A 19,719-nucleotide genomic window follows, 5' to 3' on the forward strand; every position below is an offset into this window, starting at 1 on the left:
TATCACTCGATTTCCTGTCTACGCGGGCAAAAAAAAATGGCCGAAGCCATTTCTTTAATCTGTGTAGGAACGGATTGTGACGATTTTCTTGTCCCAATGGCCCCAAGATGTATCAAGTGGCGTGATTGTGACGCCTGTGCTTGTTCCAGCATGGATGATTTTTCCATCACCGATGTAAATTCCGGCGTGTGATGGACGTGTCGGTGTGCTTCTTACCAAATCCAATAATACGATATCGCCGACTTTAACATTCGAATAGCTGACTGGTTTGCCGGACTGGGCCATCAAAGCAGTCGTTCTCGGAATCGAGATTCCGTTTTTATTGAAGACATACATCAAATATCCTGAGCAATCAAATCCTGAAGTCGTTGTACCGCCCCAGCGATACGGTGTGCCGATATGTTTTTTCGCTTCATCGATAATATTAGAACGGATATCCACTGATGGCTTGACGACTGGTATCGGCGCCGGTTTTGGATTCGGGTTCAAGGCTTCTTTTGAAACTGCTACTTCCCCGCCAATGACTGTCAGTTTCTGCACGTTTTTATTATTGATGATATCTTTTGTTTGGGAAGGCAATGCCGACTGTTTAACAAGTAAAATCGGCTTGTTCTGTTTCCCGCCCAATGCAGAACCTGTGAGTGCATCGGCAAATTGTTGCCCAGAAGCTACCAGGGAATCGTCAATGGTTTTTGGATACAGTTTTGCAACGACCGCTGCCGCCGTAGCGTATCGGTCTTTTCCTGAAATACGCTGCACTTTGGCTGATTGGCCAATTTTGTTGTAGACCGCCGAACTAACAGCGACCTCTCCGCCCACGACTGTTACATCCTCATAATTTTTTAATGCCTGCTCAACTTCTCTAGACAATTCTTTTCCGGATGTGAGAAGAATCGGCTTTCCAGTTTCTGCAGCATGAGAAGCAATCGACAAAGAATCGGCATAGCCGGACCCGCTCGCCACGATAGCTGAAGTCCCCCCGACTTCTTTGGCAATCAAGGCTGATGTTTCCGATCTGCTGCTTCCTGCAATTCGATCCACATTAATGCCTTTTGACTCCAATTGCTTGACCACTTGGTTGGAAATTGCAATTTCACCGCCGAGAATGGTTGCATTCTTAGCTCCGAGACGGCCAATTTCAGACATAATCGACGCCGGTACAGTATCTTTTTTCACCAACAGGATTGGCGCATTCAATTTTTTAGCAAGTGGAGCACCCGCGAGAGCATCCGGGTAATTATCGCCGATGACGAGCACGACATTATCGGTACTGTTAGCAGTCCATCCTTCACGTGATACCTGGATGGCCGTTTCATAACGATCCGATCCTGAGATGCGGTCAAACTTTTCATAGACGCTTGCTTCTGAACTGGAAGCGAAAGCAGTCACTGATAAAGCAGTTGCGGCGATCATTGTTCCAAACCATTTTGTCATTTTCATATGCTTCTTCTTCCCCCTGAGTTCTATAGTCTGCTTTTCTGTATTTATTAGGCAATTTTTTATTCTGAATAATTCAGAGTTTATCACTGAATTATTGAGATGAATATTACATTTATGTTACAGGGACGACAAAAAACCCTTTGAGACAGTGCTCAAAGGGCTTTAAAAACCGCGTCCTGTATAGGCTGAACGGTATATTTCATAATATTAACATTTTAAAATAAACAGGAGTAATTACCTAGTTTAACTTCAAAATAGCGCTATAAACTCGTTGGATTTCCCGTTGTAGATTTTCATTGGAAAAATTTTCTTTTGCAAAGCTCCGAAGCATGCTTCCCATTTCTTGCACATCCGCATCCATCGCCTTTTCCATCACGTGTTGAAGAGCATCTGCACGCCCCGGTTCAACGATCCATCCGGTTTTCCCTGGATCAATCAGTGCTGGCACGCCGCCAACATTTGTCGAGATAACAGGCGTTGCCATATCGGCAGATTCCAACAGCACCAGCGGAAAACTCTCACTATGTGAAGTCAATAAAGATACATCCGCCGCATATAATAATTGGTCGACATCCTTCCGCGCCCCCAAAAATTGCACGCGCTCTGAAATGCCGAGTGCCGCTGCCTGTTCACTTAGTTTCTGGCGTAGGTCGCCTTCGCCGATGACCCATAGTTTACACGGTCGATCGATTCGTGAGAGTGCATTAAGTAAAATATCATGGCCTTTGACTGGATGAAGACGTGCCACAATGGCAAAGACGAACTCATCTTCTCGAGTCTCGAGGGATTCGCGAATGGCTCTTTGATCAAATTCCGGCAAGGTTTCATGGAAATTGATGCCATTGAATACCGGCGTGATTTTCTTCGATTCGACGCCCATTTGGATCAGCATATCCTTAAATTTCTGCGATACGGCAAACAAATGGTCCGCACGGCGCATCGCCCGCTGGTTCAAGATAGTGAACACTTTTGCGAGCGGCTTGGGCTGATGAAGAAAATCGAGCGTTGGATCGCTGTGTACCGTGATGAACCACGGCATGCCCAGCTTTTTATAGACCGAGTCGATCAGAAAATTGGCACGTGCCCCGTGGGAATGGACAATTGAGAATCCGCCTTTTTTCAAGACCATCAAAATCTTGCGTGGGGCTGACCGGTCAAGACGGCTGTTTTGCTGGACGACCGTTACTGGAATCCCCATTTTTCTTGCATCTTCTGCAAATGCGCCTTCTGTCAATAATAGCAACTCTGCTTCTACGGGAGAGTTCGTCAATAGCTGCAATAAATGCTTTTTGGATCCGCCGGTTTCGCCGCCGCTGATGACATGAAGTACTTTCATCAGCGTTTTCCCCCTTTATCGCGCACAGCTTTGATAAGAAATTGCGGGAGCGCCATTTGGCGTTTGATACGCGTAGGCTGGCTCGCCAGACGGTAAAGCCATTCGGTTCCTGTGTTCAAGAACAGCTTCGGCGCACGTTTAACATTGCCGCTGTAGACATCGAAACTGCCGCCAACGCCCTGAAAGATATTGACGTCCAACCGCTCCATGTTTTCACGGATGAACAATTCCTGTTTCGGGCTGCCGAGCGCCACAAATAAGATCTGCGGTTTTGCTTCATTGATGGCTTGGATGATTTTCTCAGGGTCTTTTTCATAGCCGTCGAGTGTCCCGGCGACGATAAGATTCGGGTATTTCGCTTGGATGTTTTGTGCAGCCAGTTCCACAGTCGCCTTTTTCGCCCCGTACATGAAGATGCGATGGCCGTGTTTATTGGCGAGTTGAAGCAGCGCATCCATCATGCCGATGCCCGTCACGCGTTCGCGAATTGCGCCGCCACGCATGCGGGAAGCGATTTTAATGCCGACTCCGTCTGGAATCTGGTAGGTCGATTCGTTCAACAGTGTCCGGAGTGCCGGGTCTTTTGAAGCCATCATGACTTTTTCAGGATTGATTGCAACAATGCGTGATTTGCGCCCTGTTTCGATATCGTTTTGGATGTTATCCAGCAATTGCTGTTCGGTTTCTTTATTGACGGTGACGCCTAAAATTTCTTCTTTCATGTAGTTCGTGCCTCCATGCAAAACCGCATTTCCAAAAGCTTGAAAATGCGGCCGTGTATTTTAATTTTTTGGATTGCCTTTGCCGTCACCGAGACGGTAAACCGTGAATCCAGCCTCTTCGTAAGCTTCACGGCTGATGGCATTTTTCGTGTCGAAAATGGCTTTATGGCGCATCGTTCCGCCAAGGTTTTTCGGATTGTATTCCTTGAATGCTTTATGGTCGGTCAAGATGACGATCAAGTCCGCGCCTTCGACTGCTTCGTCATAGGATTGCGTCTGGAACGGCGCTTTGTTTTCTTTGACGTGCGGGTCAAAAGAAGAAATGCGCAGGTTTTTCGCTTTCAGGTGTTCCAGTACTTCCATCGATGGGCTTTCGCGGATGTCATCGATATTGCCTTTGAAGGCCAAACCGAATACAGCGACTTTCGCATCGGCCACATCTTTTAGGATGTCGTCGATTTTGTCTGCCGTGTATTGCGGCATGCCGTCATTCGTATTGCGTGACAGATGGATGATCTGTGAAAGATCCTTCTCTTTTTCGACCAAGAACCACGGGTCAACTGCGATACAATGCCCGCCCACTCCGGGACCTGGCAAGTGGATATTAACGCGCGGGTGATGGTTGGCGAGGCGGATCGCTTCCCAAGCATCGACCCCGACATTGTCGGAGATTTTCGCGATTTCATTGGCGAAAGCGATGTTGACGTCGCGGTAAGTGTTTTCCATGACCTTGACCATTTCAGCAGTCGTCGCATCCGTCAAAATGAATTCACCTTTAACGAATGATTCGTAATACACTTGCGTACGTTTTGAAGATTCTTCATTGATGCCGCCGATGATGCGGTCATTTTTCACGAGCTCTTCAAATACTTTTCCAGGAATGACGCGCTCTGGGGAATGCGAAACAAAGAGTTCTGTCCCGATTTCCAAATTGCTCTTCACAAGGATCGGCATCATGACATCGAGCACGGTGCGCGGAGGAACGGTTGATTCCAAGACGACCAAATCACCTTTTTTCAGGAATGGCACGATCGATTCAGTCGCTGCACGGATGTAATCCATATTGGCTGTTTTGTCTTCCGCAATCGGAGACGGCACAGCGATGATGAACATGTCCGCTTCTGTAGGTGTTGTCGAAACCGAGAAAGTGCCTTTTTCCAATGCTTTGTTCAAGTAATCTTGAAGAAACGGTTCTTCAATGTGGATTTGCCCGTCAGACAGCATGTCCACTGCTTTTTGATTGACGTCCACTCCGTGAACATCATAACCATGGTTTGCGAACATGACCGCTGTCGGCAAGCCGATATATCCTAATCCAACTACACAGATTTTTTCCATTTCGTTAATTCTCCTCAATCGCCAGTAATTTTTTATCTCCCGCTCCAAAAGCGAGATTGTATATCAATAATTTTTGCTAATATCAATAGTTCATTCTACCATAGCAAAGCCTTGGGCAGAAATCGTTTTGGTGTATTTTTCATTACGGTTTCGTTACAGGACGCCCGATGGCTTAATGGGTTCCCGAAGAAAAACCTCTTCCGCAAATGCGGAAGAGGCCAGAAGTTATTCGTCGTGACGATGTGCTTCTTCTCCCCAGCATTCCGTGTTTTTCAGGCCAGGCAAATTTTTCGCATAGAACACCGGATTCTTGCCGGCTTTTCTTTGTCCCATATAGTCGTCGAGAACGCGGAACGCGATCTTGCCGAGTAATGCGATGACCACCAAGTTGATGACGGCCATCATGCCCATGAACAGGTCGGCCATGTTCCAGACAAGCTGCACTTGTGCGATCGACCCGAACATGACCATCGCAAGTACACCGAAGCGGTAAGCGGTCAACCACAAGCTATGGGCATTGATGAATTCGATATTCGTCTCGCCGTAATAATAGTTCCCGACGATTGAGCTGAAAGCGAAGAACGTGATAGCGATCGCCAGGAAATACGGCGCCCATGCTCCTACATGCATTTCAAGTGAACTTTGGGTCAACAAAATGCCTTCCTGTTCACTTGTACGGTACAGATCCGCGAGAATGATGACGAACGCCGTCGCCGAACAAATGATGATTGTATCGAAGAACACCCCAAGGCTTTGGACGAGCCCTTGTTTTGCGGGATGCGATACGTTGGCGGAAGCAGCAGCATTCGGGACCGAACCCATACCGGCTTCGTTCGAGAAAAGACCTCGGCGTATCCCCTGCATGATCGCCGCACCGATACCGCCGCCGACCACCTCTTCAAGACCAAACGCATTTTGGATGATTAAGGTGAAGACCGCCGGAATTTCCGTAAAATTAAGTATGGATATGTAAGCGACGACAACCAAATAAGCAACTGCCATGACAGGTACGACAATTTGCGTGACATGCGCGATCCGGCGTACTCCGCCGAAAATGACGATGGCGGACAAAACGACTAAGCTTGCGCCGACGACCCAGTTCGGGATGTCCAATACATCGCTGACTGATTGGGCAATCGTATTCGATTGCACCGAGTTAAAAATAAAGCCGAATGCGAGCGTCAAGAGAATGGCAAATACGATGCCCAATTTGCGCGTGCCAAGTGCTTTTTCCATATAATACGCAGGACCTCCGCGGAATTGCTCACCGTCTTTGATCTTGTAGACTTGAGCAAGCGTACTTTCGATGAAGGCTGTCGCCATGCCGATCAAAGCTACGACCCACATCCAAAAAACAGCACCCGGGCCGCCAATGGCAATGGCCAAAGCGACGCCTGTGATATTGCCGGTTCCGACGCGGGATGCGGTCGAAATCGTGAATGCCTGGAATGCGGAAATCCCGCCCGTTCCGTCTTTCTTTTCCGTAATGACGCGGAACATTTCCCCAAACAAGCGCACTTGCACGAAGCGTGTGCGGATAGTGAAATATAAACCAAGACCGAGCAAAAGCCCAATCAATATGTATGTCCATAATAAGTTATTGCCTTCGTCGACGATCCACGTCAACCCGTTCAATATTGCATCCATCTCGATGACCCCTTTAAATTTCTTTAGTATCAGCAGTTGTTCCATACCCTAAATGACCTGCCGGGAAACTATTCCAGGCACGTCACAGGCATGCTTTAAGCAAGGCGTAAAGTTTCCGCTAAAACGCGTGCGCCGACATCAAGAGCTTCCCGGTTAAATTTCATATCTGGATGATGCAGTCCCGGCGTTAAATCAGCACCGATTCCGACCATCGCCGCTTTCAACCCGGGCTGTTTAATCGTGTAGAAATGGAAATCGTCCGCCCCCGTTGTCTGGATCGCTTCAGCAAATGCCTCGTCTCCGAGCACATTGCGAATCGCCTGGGAGGCAATCTCCATCGCCTCGTCCGACACTTCGGCAGCGGGCGTGTAGTCGTCCCATTTCAAATCGATTTCGACGCCGTGAAGCACGGCGATCGCCCGCAAACCTTCTTCGAGGCGAACTTTCATTGTGTCCATCAAAGCATTCGACTGCGAACGCACATCGAGTGCGAACGTCGCACTTCCCGGAATAATGTTCAAGCTTTCCCCACCGGTCTGAATATTCGTCAGCTTGGCTGAATAGGATTCGAACGGCGAGAAATAGATCGTTTTCACGAATTGATGGATGGCCGCGATGACATCGATGGCATTTTTACCTTGATGCGGCCGCGCACCGTGTGCATCTTCGCCGGTAATCTTGCCTTTCAGGAAAATCCCGGACCCGTGATGAAGAGCTGGCGTCACCTTGCCGAACGGCAGCTCTTCTTGTGGGCGCAAATGGACGCCGAATAGATGCGTCACCCCTTCTAAAGCGCCGCGCTCAATCATCGCAAGCGAACCGTTGCCCTGCTCTTCAGCCGGCTGAAAAATAAAGCGGATGCGCTTGTTCAAGGATTCATCTTTCAAACGCAAAAGCGCTCCGAGCACCATCGACATATTGGCGTCATGGCCGCAGGAATGGTTGGCTTGCACTTTGCCATTCACTTCCTGCCATAAGGCATCGATATCCGCACGGACTGCAATCACTTCCTCGCCTTCGCCGATTTCCGCGAACAAGCCGGTGACATCATCGAATGTCCGGTATTCTACCCCTAGCTCTTCCATGATCTGCGCGAGTTTCTTCGTCGTTTCGACTTCTTTGAAGCTGACTTCAGGATGCGCATGAAAATGATCAAAATACGTTTCGGTCTGCTGCTTGAACTCCATAAAAGATTCGCTCCTTTAAATTTTTCATCTTTTTGAATTGTACCTGTCTTCTCAATTCAAAACAAACCGGATTGTGAAAAGCTGTTTCATTCTACGATATCAATCCCCTTGTTCTCCAATGTGCAAAATCAAGCTTGCGATGATTTCCGGTATTTCTTCGAATGCATTTTTGATATGGAGCCGTTCGGTTCGTTTATGCGGGTCCTTGCCGAAAGGCCCGATGTTCAGGACCGGCGCTTTGAGCTGCTGCATTGCCTGGAACGGGATGCTGTATGGATCGCCGTAAACCGGCGTGTTGTTCTCATAGCTGACCCATCCGCTTGATGTGTCCTGGTAATTGACGTAGCTGAGGTCCGAAATGCCGTTGAAGAAATGCACTTGCTCAAGCTCCAAATCAAAGCGTTCGAGTGCATCGCGTGTAACATGTGCCACACATTCCTCGATAAACGGGTCTTCGCTTGAATTGACCGCTGGATAATAAGGCGGCGCAAATAACAAGACAATGCCTGGCGTCAATTCCTGGCAATTGAGCAGCAAGATGTCAGCGATATGGAATGACTTATCTCGGACGTCGCGTTCAGGGTCCATCAACGTGTCATGAATCAATTGATTGATGTAATCAATCCCGAATTTCTCTTCAGCGTAGTCCACCAATTCTTCGTAACGGAGGACACGGATATCATCGAACCGCGGTTCCATGCCGACTTTTTCGCATAATGCACGATAATCTTCCATACATTCCGCAGCGGATGCCTTTGCCAAGCCCTCAAAAATATCCATAACGTCTTCCGCGTTTCTTTCCATGGTGAAGACGTTGTAGAGCGATTTTGTCCGGTAAGGCGTCTGCACCGAATACTCTTCTTTCATATCCCCTTGCGTCAAGGTTACCGGAAGCGGCGTCTCTTCCCCATGCACGGTCTCGGAAAATGCTGGATTCCATTCCATTTTCCGCGTCAAATACGTCGACAGATAGCTTGAAGTCATGCCGGCAAGCGGCTCGCCTGCATGCGTTTCTTTTCCATAGAATAATGCGCTAGGCATGATTTTTCCAATCGATCCGGTATAAATGTATTGGGATTCATCGCCGGGCGATTTCGCGAACACCGGCTCGCCGTTCAAAAACAATACATATTCCAAGCCATGTTGGCGTTCGAGATCGAGCAGCTTTGACACGCCGTAACGCATGCCTGCCGAGTTGACTTCCTCATCCGGCACCGACATGAGCACAATATTGACCGGCCAATTTTCAAGGCTTGCCCGTTCGATCAATGCCATATGGATTGCCAGCCCCGACTTCATGTCCATGATGCCGCGGCCGAATAAATAATCACCGGATGCGAGATCTTCCTGCATCTCCGGCTTGAATTCGCTTTTGATTTTTTGGAATGCTTTCTCCAGTTCTGCCGGCTGATAGGCGAGCGGCGCCAAATCCCCGTATTCGTGCACGGCAACCGTATCGAAATGGCTGAGCAGCACGACGGTCCGAGTGGCTTTTTCATGCTTATACAAAGCTGTCAAATACCGGCGTTCCCAATTGACTTCGCCCATTGATACGAGTTCCGGGTGGTGGCGGAAGTATTCCATTTCCATTAATTTGGCTTTTAATCGTTCTGGGAATTTCACTTCCCCTTCTGTCAATCCTTGTGATTCCCAGCCCACCAATTGTTCCGTCAGCTGGCGTAATTGTTCGGGTGTTCCCCATAAACCTGTCATGCATTATTCTCCTTTCGCTATTCCACTATAGAAAAAACGGCTCATACGGGGAGCCGTTTCCTGCGTTTCCGAAGCAAATCCTCCGCTGCCCCTGAGCCGAATATCACGCCGATCACAATGAGCACGAGGCCGATCAAATGACCCGGCGTAATCGTTTCACCGAGAATGAGGCTTGCCGCCACGAGCGAGAACAGCGTATTCAGGTTCATGAAAATTGCCGCTTTCGTCGGTCCTGCCTGGCCAATCGAGTAATTGTAAAGCATATGCCCGACCGCTGTACCAAGCATTCCCGAAAAGAAGAACGCCAGCCAGAACGACGATGGAACTGCCGCGAATGCCGCAATTTCTCCCGGCTCCTGGATGAGCGCGATGATGAACAACACGATCGCCCCCGTCACGAGCATGTATCCCGTCAACAGACGCGGATCCAGTGAACGCGCTGCATTTGCTATGACAATATAACTGAAGACCTGTGCCAAAATGGAGATGAAGACCAATATATCGCCTAGACTCAAGCCCGATGCCGAGTCGCTCCCGACCATTACTGTCGTGGCGACGCCGGCAAAACCGATGAACACCCCGAGCCATTGCAGCCTAGATGGCACATTACGCATGATCAGCGATACGAGAACCGCCGTCAGCATCGGCCCGGTCCCGAGAATCAACCCAGCGTTCGTTCCGGAAGTAATCGCCAACCCTTGAGACAGGAAATAATGGTGCGCCACTACGTTGAGCAAAGCTCCTAACAATATGTATTTCCAATCGCTGCGCTTTGGCCAGCGCATCATGCCGAGCGATGCCAAAATGATCAGCACGGTCACGCCTGCCAGCAAGATCCGAAACGCCGTCAGCGTGACCGGATCGACAAATTCCAATAAATACTTGACCGCTGCGAGGTTGAATCCCCACACGACCATCACCGATGTTAAGATGCCGTAAACTTTCCATGGAGTCAAAAGTGCAGCCCTTCTTTCCCTTATTCCAGATATAGCCCTTTATTTTACGCTTGTTTTTCGTTTCTGTATAGAATGGCGTTGTAATCATATGCCTGACGCTTGATCAGCAAACTGAAGGCGATAAAGGCGATGAGTGACAGAACGACCGGCAAGGTGACGGTATGGACGCCGAACAAATTGCCGTTTGCGATGTTGTAGAAATGAAGTGCAATATAGCTCGCAATCCCTGTCCCCATACTCGCAATCGCCCCGTATTTATTTCCCCATTTCCAGTAAAGCCCGAGAACAATCGGCCAGATGAACGCCGCTTCCAGACCGCCGAACGCGAATAAATTCAAGAAAATCAGCAAATCAGGCGGGTCGAGAGCCAGCAAGAAGACAATCACGCCGAGAATCCCCGTGACCCCGAACGACATGCGTTTGATGGTTTTCAGGCTTGCATCCGGTTTAACGTAATTCAAATAGACGTCTTTGACAATCGACGAGCTGACGAGCAACAGCAGTGAATCGACCGTCGACATGATTGCCGCCATCGGAGCTGCCAGGACGATGCCCGCAACCCAAGGCGGCAAAGTCTCCAGCGCGATAAGTGGAATGACTTTGTCCCCAACATCGATGCCGGGAAGGATTGGACGGGCGAACACGCCGATCAAATGCATATTGAGCATAATGAAGCCGGTGACGATCGTGCCGATGATGAGCGCGCGGTGCATCGATCGCGCATTTTTATAGGACATCGCACGCACCGCGATTTGCGGCAATCCAACGACACCGACACCGACGAGAATCCAGAACGATGACACGTACGCGGCGCTTAGATTGCCTTCCGCCCCGTACGGCGTGACCAAATTCGGGTTTTCATTGATCAAATCCTGCATGATGTTCGAGATCCCGCCACCTGAAATGATGACGGCGATCAACAGGATCAGCGTACCGATGAGCATGACCGCCCCTTGCACCGCGTCGGTCAAGGCGACAGCCCGAAAGCCGCCGATTGTCACGTAAACGAGAACGCTGATGGCAAACAAGAACAATGCCGATTGATAGCTGAGACCCGTTAACGACTCGATGAGCCGCGCGCCTCCGATCCACTGTGCTGCCATCGCGGAAAACAGGAAGATGATAATGCTAAGCGCCGATAATAAAACAACGGCTGTGCTATTGTAACGGGCTTTCAGAAAATCGATCATCGTCACCGCGTTATAACGACGGGCCATGATGGCGTATTTTTTCCCGAGAATCATCAAGACGAAATAACCAGTGACTACTTGCGTCATCGCGAGCAACACCCAGCCGAAGCCCATCGTATAGGCGGTCCCAGGCCCGCCAAGGAAACTCGAGGCGCTGCCGTATGTCGCAACCATGGTCATCGCCAGGACAAAACCGCCAAGCTCGCGGCCCCCGAGGAAATAATCACTGATAAAGTTCGAGGAGCCGGCGAGCTTCTTGCTCGACCAATAGCCGATGAAAAAGATGATGATTAAAAAGACAATCATGGGAATGAGGACTGAATAGTTCATCGGCCTTCCTCCTGTTCTTCGTCAAATGGAACATCGACGAAGAAAAACTTGACGACGACCGTGACGAGCACGACCATGACCAAAAAGCCGACGATGCAACTGTAGAAAAACCAATCCGGCAAGCCGAATATGTACGTGTATTCTTCGACCGGGCGATTGCCGAGCCCGTAGGCGAAAGCGAACCACCAGATGAAGTTGAAGAGCGCAAGGCCGAGGCCGATCCAGGCTTCCCGGTGCGCGACGCGGAAGCGCCAATCTGTTTCTTTCATGGATACCCCACTCCGATCAATGGCTGTAATGTGTTGTGTCTATCGTACACCAATGGCGGCCGTAAATTAAGCGCAAGTTTCGCCGGCGCTTTCGCTGCGCCTGTTTATACAGCAAATTTTCGCGCTTTCCCAATTCCATTGCCACCAAAAAAACCTCCGGAAATCCCCGGAGGTTTTGCTTAGCGTGCCAATAAATATTCAATATAGGCGCGCCATTCTGTATTCTTCGCATAATTAAAGTCCGGCGTGCGGATTGGAAACGGCATGAAGAGCTTCGGCCGTCCCGGATAATCGTGAAGCTGTTCTTCATTGATGGTAATATTCCCTGCTTCCATGCCGCTCGCAAGAACGACACGGCCTTGTTGGGTGAAGGCGATCTCGACAGGAACGGCATTCGGGCGGCCGTCAATGTTCAAGGTATAGGCAGTGCCCGTCGTGTTGTCGTCGTCGTAAACCCAGCCGTCGCGCAAGGCAATCGCATCTTGTGCTTCATCCAAGGTAATTTCTGCGTTGACGTTGCTGCCATAAGGCATCGTGTCCTGCATAGGCGTTTCAGGAGCGATGCGCACTTCATAAAAGGCGATCGGGTTGTTTTGTTCGATACGGCCAAGCTCCCTATATGCTTCGAACCACTTGGATTCTTCAGCCGGGATTTCAGAAACGCTGCGGACCGTTCCAGGAATCGCGCCTTCAATGCCTGGCGCCTGGATAAATACGCGGTCAGCTTGTTCCACTTCGTGCCATTCATCTTCCAGTAGATACGTGACGAATTCCCGTTCGTTATTGTAGATCTCGATGCTAAGCGGTTCGGTATCGCGGTTGATGCTCGCGACCGTCCCTTCGACCGGGCTGATGAGCGCCGGATTTTCCTGGCTTTGCGCGAGCTGCGCCTCCACGACCGCAAGTTCAGAATCAATGGCTGCCAGACGTTGCTGGGCTTGCGCGATGCCTGAAGCATACGAGCCGTCTTCAGGCACTTCCACGCCGACGGAGACGTTGACATCCATGCGCAGTTCCTGTTCCATGTCTTCGCCAAACCCCGGATAGCTGGAGCTGTTATTGGAGTTTTCGGATACGCTGCTGTCTTGCGATGCGCGCGCCTGCGTTAATTCCTGCAACGTAGACTGGACTTCACTGCGTTCTGCTTGAAGCGCACTTTGTTCCGATTGCCAAATGGCGCGCTGGTCTTCCGATTCGCTTTCATTCAAACGTGCCAGTTCAGCACCTGCCGTTACAGCATCACCTTCTTTGACGAGCCATTGCTCAAGCGCTTCATGGTCCTGGACATAGATTTCCATCGTATCCTGCGGCGCCGTCAAGGCTTCTTTCGGCAACGTTTCAGTATATGTATGGGTATACGCCTGTTCATATTCGCTGACATACAGTTCTTTTGAAATGATGCTCTTTTCACCGAACAGCAACAGGAAGTTCGAGGTCAAAAAAGCGACGATGGCAATGGATAAGCCGATAAAGAAAAAGCGGTTCATAGGATCGGCCCCCCTTGCATAAAGTCACGGAGCATTTCGTCGACTGGGATTTGGCTGAATAGTGCGACGATCAATGCCGAAATCACATGAATAACAATCAATGAAAGCAAGATGATTTTCGGCGATACACGCGAAAAGTTTTTGATGAAGCGGTATTGAATCGCAATAATCAATGATGTAAACAAGGTCAATTGGTTAAAGAAATAAATCAGATAGCTGTTCTCCAGGAACGTCGCGGCGATCGGCCCGAATGAAAATGGTGAAAAGGCCATCGTGTAGCCGTTCCAGGCGAATATACCGAAAATCAAGCCTTTTTCCAGCACCAACAATGCCGTAACGTAAGCTTGCATGACGATCATCGCCTTCCATGGGATGCCAATGATCCGGCCATATAGATACGCGGCGATGTATAGATGGAAGCTCAAATACAAGCCGCCCCACAGCAAGGTGCCGACAAGCGAAGTCCAACGCGCGAGTGTATAGCCGTCGAACATGCCTGCCGCAAGCAGCGGCGTCAACGATCCGGTGTTCATGCCCCAGATTTCAGGCAAGGCGAATACGATCAAGCCAAGCACCAGAATAACGGCCAGGCGCTTATTGATTTGCCTCATTTCGGTGTGTCGCAAATTATGTATGAGTTGGCCTTGGTTCAGGAAGAAATGCCAAAATTTAAAATCAGATATCATGCGTCTAAGTCCTTTCAGGCAAATGGCGTTCTGCTTAGTTTTACTTTACCAAAAAAACATACGCTTTGAAACGAATTCCCTGCCACAATTTTCAATATTTGGTGGCTTTGAGACGAATGGCATAGGATTGTGGTGAATTTCAAATCGGGAAAGGGTGAAGTAATGAAAAAGAAGTGATTGGAAAAGCTTCCGCTTTTCGACTTCGTTGCAGGGGGCTGCTTGCCGTGGGGCGGGTGTTGAGCCAACGTGCCGAAGAGCGTGGCACGTTTGTCTCGCCAGCCCGCGCGATCCCACAGGCGTCAGCCCCCTTCCACTCCGTCTCTAGTTTTAAAGTGGAAGATCGTTTCTTCAGCTCATTTAAAGTAAAGTGTGGAAATGCATCATGTTTTGTAGCTCATATCATTTGGATCAAAGAGAGTGTGATTTTCAGTTCAAACACTTGTGTATCAGATGCCGCATCTCGGGAAGCGATTCCCCAACTAGCCGGCAACTGTCTAAAGAAGCAATTTTATCTAAACACACCTTGATCAACGAAATCTATCAGCCCCCGAGCGTCAAGGGTGAGCCGACGCAATAAGACAGGTGCTCTTCCTGGCTTATTGCAGGAGGCCAACCCAAAGCAAGGCGGCGACTACTCAGATGACACTTTAATAGAATATCGGAACAATTTCACAAGCAAACCCTCTCTATCTCATTGCACACTAGACTCGAGAAGCGATTCCCCCACTAGACGGCAACTAACTATAGAAGCAAATCTAACGAAACTCACCAGAATCACCGAAATCTCTCAGCCGCCCAGCGCCAAGGGTGAGCCGACGCAGTAAGACAGGTGGTCTTCCTGGCTTATTGCCAAAGGCCAACCCAAAGCAAGGCGGCGACTATTGATGTGAAAAATAATTAGAACATCGAAATGATTACACACCTAAACTCTCACTAATTTTTCCACATACAAACACTCGCTAGCTTCACTTAATTTCACAAAATGAAAAAACCTCCGCGGTTGCGGAGGTTTCGTTTATTGATCTGCGACAATCTTGTATTTCTTATGTGAAATTACGGTCATGTTGGAAGCAGCGCCGATTTCCTTGGCGTCTTCTGGTGAGATCTCGACGATCACCGAGTTGTCCATAATTTTGAAGATGGTTCCGTTAACGTCGACGCCATTGCGGGTGAATGAAATCCATTCGCCGATTTTGCGGGCCGCTACAAATTCAGATACTTCTTTTTCATGGGGTTGAAATGCCATAGTTATCCACGCCTCTCTATAATGAAAACATTATCTATCTATTATAGCATAAATTTATGGTTATTTCACCTGTTTCACTTACTCATACAAATGACAAGCGACGTAATGGCCGGGCTCTTTTTCCTGCCACGCCGGCTTTTTCTCCGCACAGATGCTCATCGCATGCGGGCATCGTGTCCGGAACACACAGCCGCTCGGTGGATCGATCGGGCTTGGCAGTTCCCCTTCCAAAATGACACGTTCACGGGCTTCTTCGATGTCGGGGTCCGGGATCGGAATCGCGGACAGCAAGGCTTCCGTGTAAGGATGAAGCGGCTTATCGTACAGCTGGTCGGCCGTCGTCAGTTCGACCATATGCCCGAGGTACATAACGCCGATGCGGTCTGATATATATTTGACCATGCTCAGGTCATGGGCGATGAACAAATACGTCAGCCCTTTTTCCTTCTGAAGTTTCTGCAGGAGCATGACGACTTGCGCTTGGACCGATACGTCGAGTGCCGAGATCGGTTCGTCCGCAATGATGAAATCCGGGTCGAGCGACAAAGCCCGCGCGATGCCGATGCGCTGTCTTTGCCCACCCGAGAATTCGTGCGGATAGCGGTTGGCATGGTCGCGGTTCAATCCGACATCTTCCAGCAATTGATGGACGCGCGCCTGCAATTCCTTTTTATTCTTATACAGCCCGTGGACTTGCATCGGTTCCGCGATGATTTCAAAGACGGTCGAACGCGGGTTAAGCGACGCGTAAGGATCCTGGAAAATCATCTGCATATTGCGCAAATAATCGAAGCGATCCTTGTCGGACATTTTATGGATATCGACGCCGTCGTATTCGACTTTGCCGTCGGTCGAGCTGTATAAGCCCATAATGGTCCGGCCGGCCGTCGATTTGCCGCAGCCCGACTCTCCCACGAGCCCAAAGGTTTCGCCGCGCTTGATATCAAATGAAATGCCGTCGACCGCTTTTAACGTCGTGTCTTTGCCGAGATCGAAATGGCGTTTGAGTTCCTGTACAGACAATAAAGTTTCGTTCGTCATGTTGTTTCCTCCTGTGTAAATCTGCGGACGGCACATAATTCCTTGTCATAGACCGTGCCTTCGAGACGGGTGATTTCAATGGCTTTGCCGGATGTCGGCGAATGGATCATCATGCCATCGCCGTAATAAATGCCGACATGGTGAAGTTTCCCCACCCCTTCATCGTAAGCGAAGAACAAGAGATCGCCTGTTTGCCAAGCAGCAGAATCAAGAGGGTCGATTTCCACGCCTTCCACAGACTGGTCTCCTGCATCACGTGATATGTAATAGCCGTTCGCTTTCAGCATATGATGGGAGAATCCGGAACAGTCATAGCCGAGGCTCGACATGCCGCCCCAGAAATACTGCAATCCCAAGAATCGTTCTGCCTCATTTACGATCGATTGGCCATTTCCGAGCGGAATCTGTTCAGGCGCCGGGACAAGCTGGACATGCTTAGCTTCGATATATGCATCGCCATCCGGCGTATGGACATGGACACGCGTTTCGTTCGCATCTTTGACCGGCAACAAGCTATTGAATGGAAGCTGTGCGACCGGTCGGCGGTCTAGCGTCCATAATTGCGCTTTATCAGCGGATACACGCGCGTAGCTTCGATCCGCAACTGAGTCGATTTCTTTTAGATGTGCTAGGGGCAGCCATCCCGGATAGCCGCGCTCGTCTTTATGAGACGGCTGCCACAGGGCAATGATCTTCGCCCACGTGCCGTCGATTTCTTCTATTAAAACAGGCTCCCCGTAAAGCAGCTGCGTTTGAAGGCGATTGCTTAATGTGAGGTCCTTGGTTTCCTTTTGGTTCATCGCTTCACGCCATTTATTGATGTCCGGCGTGTCTGCAACGCCGTGTGCATCCACTTCCCGCACTTTTTCGGGATGGGTCCAGACGCTTGTCACCGGAACGCGGCAAACCCAAGTCGTCGATTGTGTCTGTGCCATGTTATCCTCTCCGTTCGCGTAAAGTTTCCAGGAACCGCTCCCGATCGATGCCAAGCCCTGGCTTATCTGAAAAGCGGATGGCTTTGCCGCTGTATTGGATACCGCCTGGCAAAAGGTCCTCTTTCAGCATAAGCGGCGCATCAAAATCAAAACGCGTCACATTCGGCTGGCTCGCCGCGAAATGGGCAGCCGCGGACAGGCCAAGTTTCGTTTCGATCATGCTGCCGGTCATGCAAGGCACGCCGAAAGTCTCTGCCAGTGCATTGATTTTCATTGCGCGGTGGATGCCCCCCGCTTTCATCAATTTGATATTGATCAAGTCTGCTGCGCGCAATTCCAAAACGCGTTTCGCGTCCACCGGTGAAAAGACGCTCTCGTCCGCCATGATCGGTGTCAATGTATTGTCCGTAACGAATTTCATTCCTTCGATGTCATGTGCCCGAACCGGCTGCTCGATCAATTCGATATTGAATCCGGCGTCTTCCATCTGATTGATGATGCGCACCGCCGATTTTGGATCCCAGCCTTGGTTGGCGTCTAAACGCAGTGTGACTGTATTCCCGACACGCCTCCGGATGGCCTGGATTCGCTTCAGGTCCTGTTCAGGGGTATCGATGCCGACTTTGACTTTCAGAACCGTAAATCCTTGCTGCTCATAGGCTGCTGCATCTTGCGCCATTTCTTCAGGAGCATTGACCGAAACCGTGTAATCGGTCTCGATCGATTCGCGGTAGCCGCCGAGAAACTGTGTCAAGGGCATGCCGGCTTGCTGCGCGATCAAATCGTAGAGCGCCATATCCACCGCCGCTTTGGCACTGGTGTTGCCGACGAGCGTCTTGTGAAGCTTCTCGAAAAGCTGTTCCCTGCGCCTCACGTCCATCCCGATTAACCCCGCGCCAATCAAGTGGACAGCGCGTTCGATGCTATCCAAGGTTTCGCCCGTAATGACATGGGTCGGCGGCGCTTCGCCGAAACCGGAGCGGCCGTCTTGTGTCGTCAAATGAACGATGACCGCTTCAGCTGCTTCCACGGTCCGAAGCGCTGTCTTGAACGGCTTTTTTAAAGGAACGGCTATCCGGTAAGTCTCGATAGACGCTAAAACCGGCATATCACTCGACCCCCGGCAGGATCGTCAAGGTTTTCGCATCAGCATCGAGACGGGCTTTTACGCCGAGCGGCACGGAGAAATGCGGTTCGCAATGGCCAATCTTGAAGCCTTTGACGACCGGCACATCCAACTCTTTAAAATAATCATCCAGCACTTGTGCGAGTGTCCACGATTGTTCGGGCTTTTTCGGTTCAGCGTTTTTGAAATCGCCGATAACAATTCCGGCTACTTGCTCGAACTTGCGGGCTTGTTTCAGCTGATTGAGCATTTCATCCACTTGATACGGTTCTTCCCCTGTGTCTTCAATCAACAAGATCTTGTCTTTCGTGTCGATTTCAAACTTTGTCCCAAGCGTCCCGCGAATCAACGATAGGTTGCCCCCTACTAGTTCTCCGTCTGCCATGCCGCTTGCTAAAGTTTCCAGCTCGGAGATGGTTTCGTCGTAATGCAATTCGAACGGCTGGAACATCTGTCCGAACATGCGGCCGCTGCGCTCATGAAATTCCGGCTTTCCGACATCCGATGCCAACATCGGCCCGTGGAACGTTACCAATTCTGCATACATTCCGATGGCATTATGTAAAAAAGTCACATCTGAGTAGCCCCAGAAAATCTTCGGGTTTTCTTTGATCATCGCGTAGTCGATCCGGTCTGCGTAGCGTGCGGCTCCATATCCTCCGCCTGCGCAAATGATGCCTTTCACTTCCGGGTCTTCGAACATGGCATGCAAATCCGCCAAACGTTCGTCATCCGTTCCGGCAAGATAGCCGTTTTTCGCTTCGACGGATTTCCCCATTTTCACTTTCAATCCTAATTCTTCTAAGAAAGGCAAAGCCTTTTTCAAGTTCTCTAAGTTTGGCGGGCTTGATGGCGAGATGATGCCCACCGTATCCCCTTTTTGCAATCGTTTTGGCATTGTGCGCATATTGCTCACTCCTCTAGTTTTCTGTTCTTCACTCATTAAAACTACCAGTTTTCCTCAGTGAAAAACAGAAAAGCGCGGCGCCTGGCCGCGCTTCTGTTTTTTCAGGTGATTACGATCGATGAACGGGCGTGATCGCTTTTAGTCATATCCAGCTTCAGCGGCC

At 49.9% G+C, this 19,719-nt stretch carries 17 protein-coding genes; all 17 read right to left on the bottom strand.

The features are described 5' to 3' along the window. Positions 1–54 precede the first annotated feature (54 nt). The 17 genes from DFR62_RS04570 to DFR62_RS04650 all read right to left on the bottom strand — a co-directional run bounded on the left by DFR62_RS04570 (position 55) and on the right by DFR62_RS04650 (position 19,556). Complete coding sequence (locus DFR62_RS04570; protein WP_158290787.1) at positions 55–1,434, bottom strand: cell wall-binding repeat-containing protein; 1,380 nt, start codon at positions 1,432–1,434, stop codon at positions 55–57. 244 nt (positions 1,435–1,678) lie between these two features. Further along, complete coding sequence (locus DFR62_RS04575; protein ID WP_121298285.1) at positions 1,679–2,776, bottom strand: glycosyltransferase; 1,098 nt, start codon at positions 2,774–2,776, stop codon at positions 1,679–1,681. Then, positions 2,776–3,498, bottom strand: coding sequence for a WecB/TagA/CpsF family glycosyltransferase (locus DFR62_RS04580; protein ID WP_121298287.1), 723 nt, complete (start codon positions 3,496–3,498; stop codon positions 2,776–2,778). The genes DFR62_RS04575 and DFR62_RS04580 overlap by 1 nt, the downstream gene beginning before the upstream one ends. Before the next feature lie 60 nt (positions 3,499–3,558). Then, complete coding sequence (locus DFR62_RS04585) at positions 3,559–4,836, bottom strand: nucleotide sugar dehydrogenase (protein WP_121298289.1); 1,278 nt, start codon at positions 4,834–4,836, stop codon at positions 3,559–3,561. A gap of 225 nt (positions 4,837–5,061) precedes the next feature. After that, complete coding sequence (locus DFR62_RS04590; RefSeq protein ID WP_175578505.1) at positions 5,062–6,483, bottom strand: alanine/glycine:cation symporter family protein; 1,422 nt, start codon at positions 6,481–6,483, stop codon at positions 5,062–5,064. A gap of 95 nt (positions 6,484–6,578) precedes the next feature. Continuing rightward, positions 6,579–7,670, bottom strand: coding sequence for an amidohydrolase (locus DFR62_RS04595; protein ID WP_121298291.1), 1,092 nt, complete (start codon positions 7,668–7,670; stop codon positions 6,579–6,581). Positions 7,671–7,769: 99 nt separating this feature from the next. Beyond that, positions 7,770–9,383 carry a M20/M25/M40 family metallo-hydrolase gene (locus DFR62_RS04600; RefSeq protein WP_121298293.1) on the bottom strand — a complete coding sequence of 538 codons (1,614 nt, stop codon included), beginning with the start codon at positions 9,381–9,383 and terminating at the stop codon, positions 7,770–7,772. A 41-nt stretch (positions 9,384–9,424) separates the two neighbouring features. Next, positions 9,425–10,339: a DMT family transporter gene (locus tag DFR62_RS04605; protein WP_121298295.1), complete on the bottom strand. Its 915-nt coding sequence runs from the start codon at positions 10,337–10,339 to the stop codon at positions 9,425–9,427. A 44-nt stretch (positions 10,340–10,383) separates the two neighbouring features. After that, positions 10,384–11,859 (bottom strand): sodium/pantothenate symporter, encoded by a 1,476-nt coding sequence (gene panF, locus DFR62_RS04610; RefSeq protein ID WP_121298297.1) that lies wholly within the window; start codon positions 11,857–11,859, stop codon positions 10,384–10,386. Further along, on the bottom strand, positions 11,856–12,128 hold the full coding sequence (locus DFR62_RS04615; RefSeq protein ID WP_121298299.1) for a YhdT family protein: 273 nt from the start codon (positions 12,126–12,128) through the stop codon (positions 11,856–11,858). The genes panF and DFR62_RS04615 overlap by 4 nt, the downstream gene beginning before the upstream one ends. A 179-nt stretch (positions 12,129–12,307) precedes the next feature. After that, a complete protein-coding gene (locus tag DFR62_RS04620; RefSeq protein WP_121298301.1) occupies positions 12,308–13,615 on the bottom strand; it encodes an efflux RND transporter periplasmic adaptor subunit in 1,308 nt (435 codons plus the stop codon). Next, the gene (locus DFR62_RS04625; RefSeq protein ID WP_244201651.1) at positions 13,612–14,301 is read right to left on the bottom strand and encodes a hypothetical protein; all 690 of its coding nucleotides are present in this window, start codon (positions 14,299–14,301) and stop codon (positions 13,612–13,614) included. The genes DFR62_RS04620 and DFR62_RS04625 overlap by 4 nt, the downstream gene beginning before the upstream one ends. A gap of 1,015 nt (positions 14,302–15,316) precedes the next feature. Further along, positions 15,317–15,547, bottom strand: coding sequence for a DUF2187 family protein (locus tag DFR62_RS04630; RefSeq protein WP_058382988.1), 231 nt, complete (start codon positions 15,545–15,547; stop codon positions 15,317–15,319). A gap of 78 nt (positions 15,548–15,625) precedes the next feature. Then, complete coding sequence (locus DFR62_RS04635) at positions 15,626–16,588, bottom strand: ABC transporter ATP-binding protein (protein WP_121298303.1); 963 nt, start codon at positions 16,586–16,588, stop codon at positions 15,626–15,628. Next, entirely contained in the window at positions 16,585–17,523 is a 939-nt protein-coding gene (locus DFR62_RS04640; RefSeq protein ID WP_121298305.1) for a C40 family peptidase, read from the bottom strand. The genes DFR62_RS04635 and DFR62_RS04640 overlap by 4 nt, the downstream gene beginning before the upstream one ends. Before the next feature lies 1 nt (position 17,524). After that, positions 17,525–18,631, bottom strand: coding sequence for a mandelate racemase/muconate lactonizing enzyme family protein (locus tag DFR62_RS04645; protein ID WP_121298307.1), 1,107 nt, complete (start codon positions 18,629–18,631; stop codon positions 17,525–17,527). Between the two features lies 1 nt (position 18,632). Continuing rightward, a complete protein-coding gene (locus tag DFR62_RS04650) occupies positions 18,633–19,556 on the bottom strand; it encodes a S66 peptidase family protein (protein WP_121298309.1) in 924 nt (307 codons plus the stop codon). Between the last annotated feature and the right edge of the window lie 163 nt (positions 19,557–19,719).

It is taken from the genome of Planococcus citreus (assembly GCF_003664125.1).
Taxonomy (GTDB): Bacteria; Bacillota; Bacilli; order Bacillales_A; family Planococcaceae; genus Planococcus; species Planococcus citreus.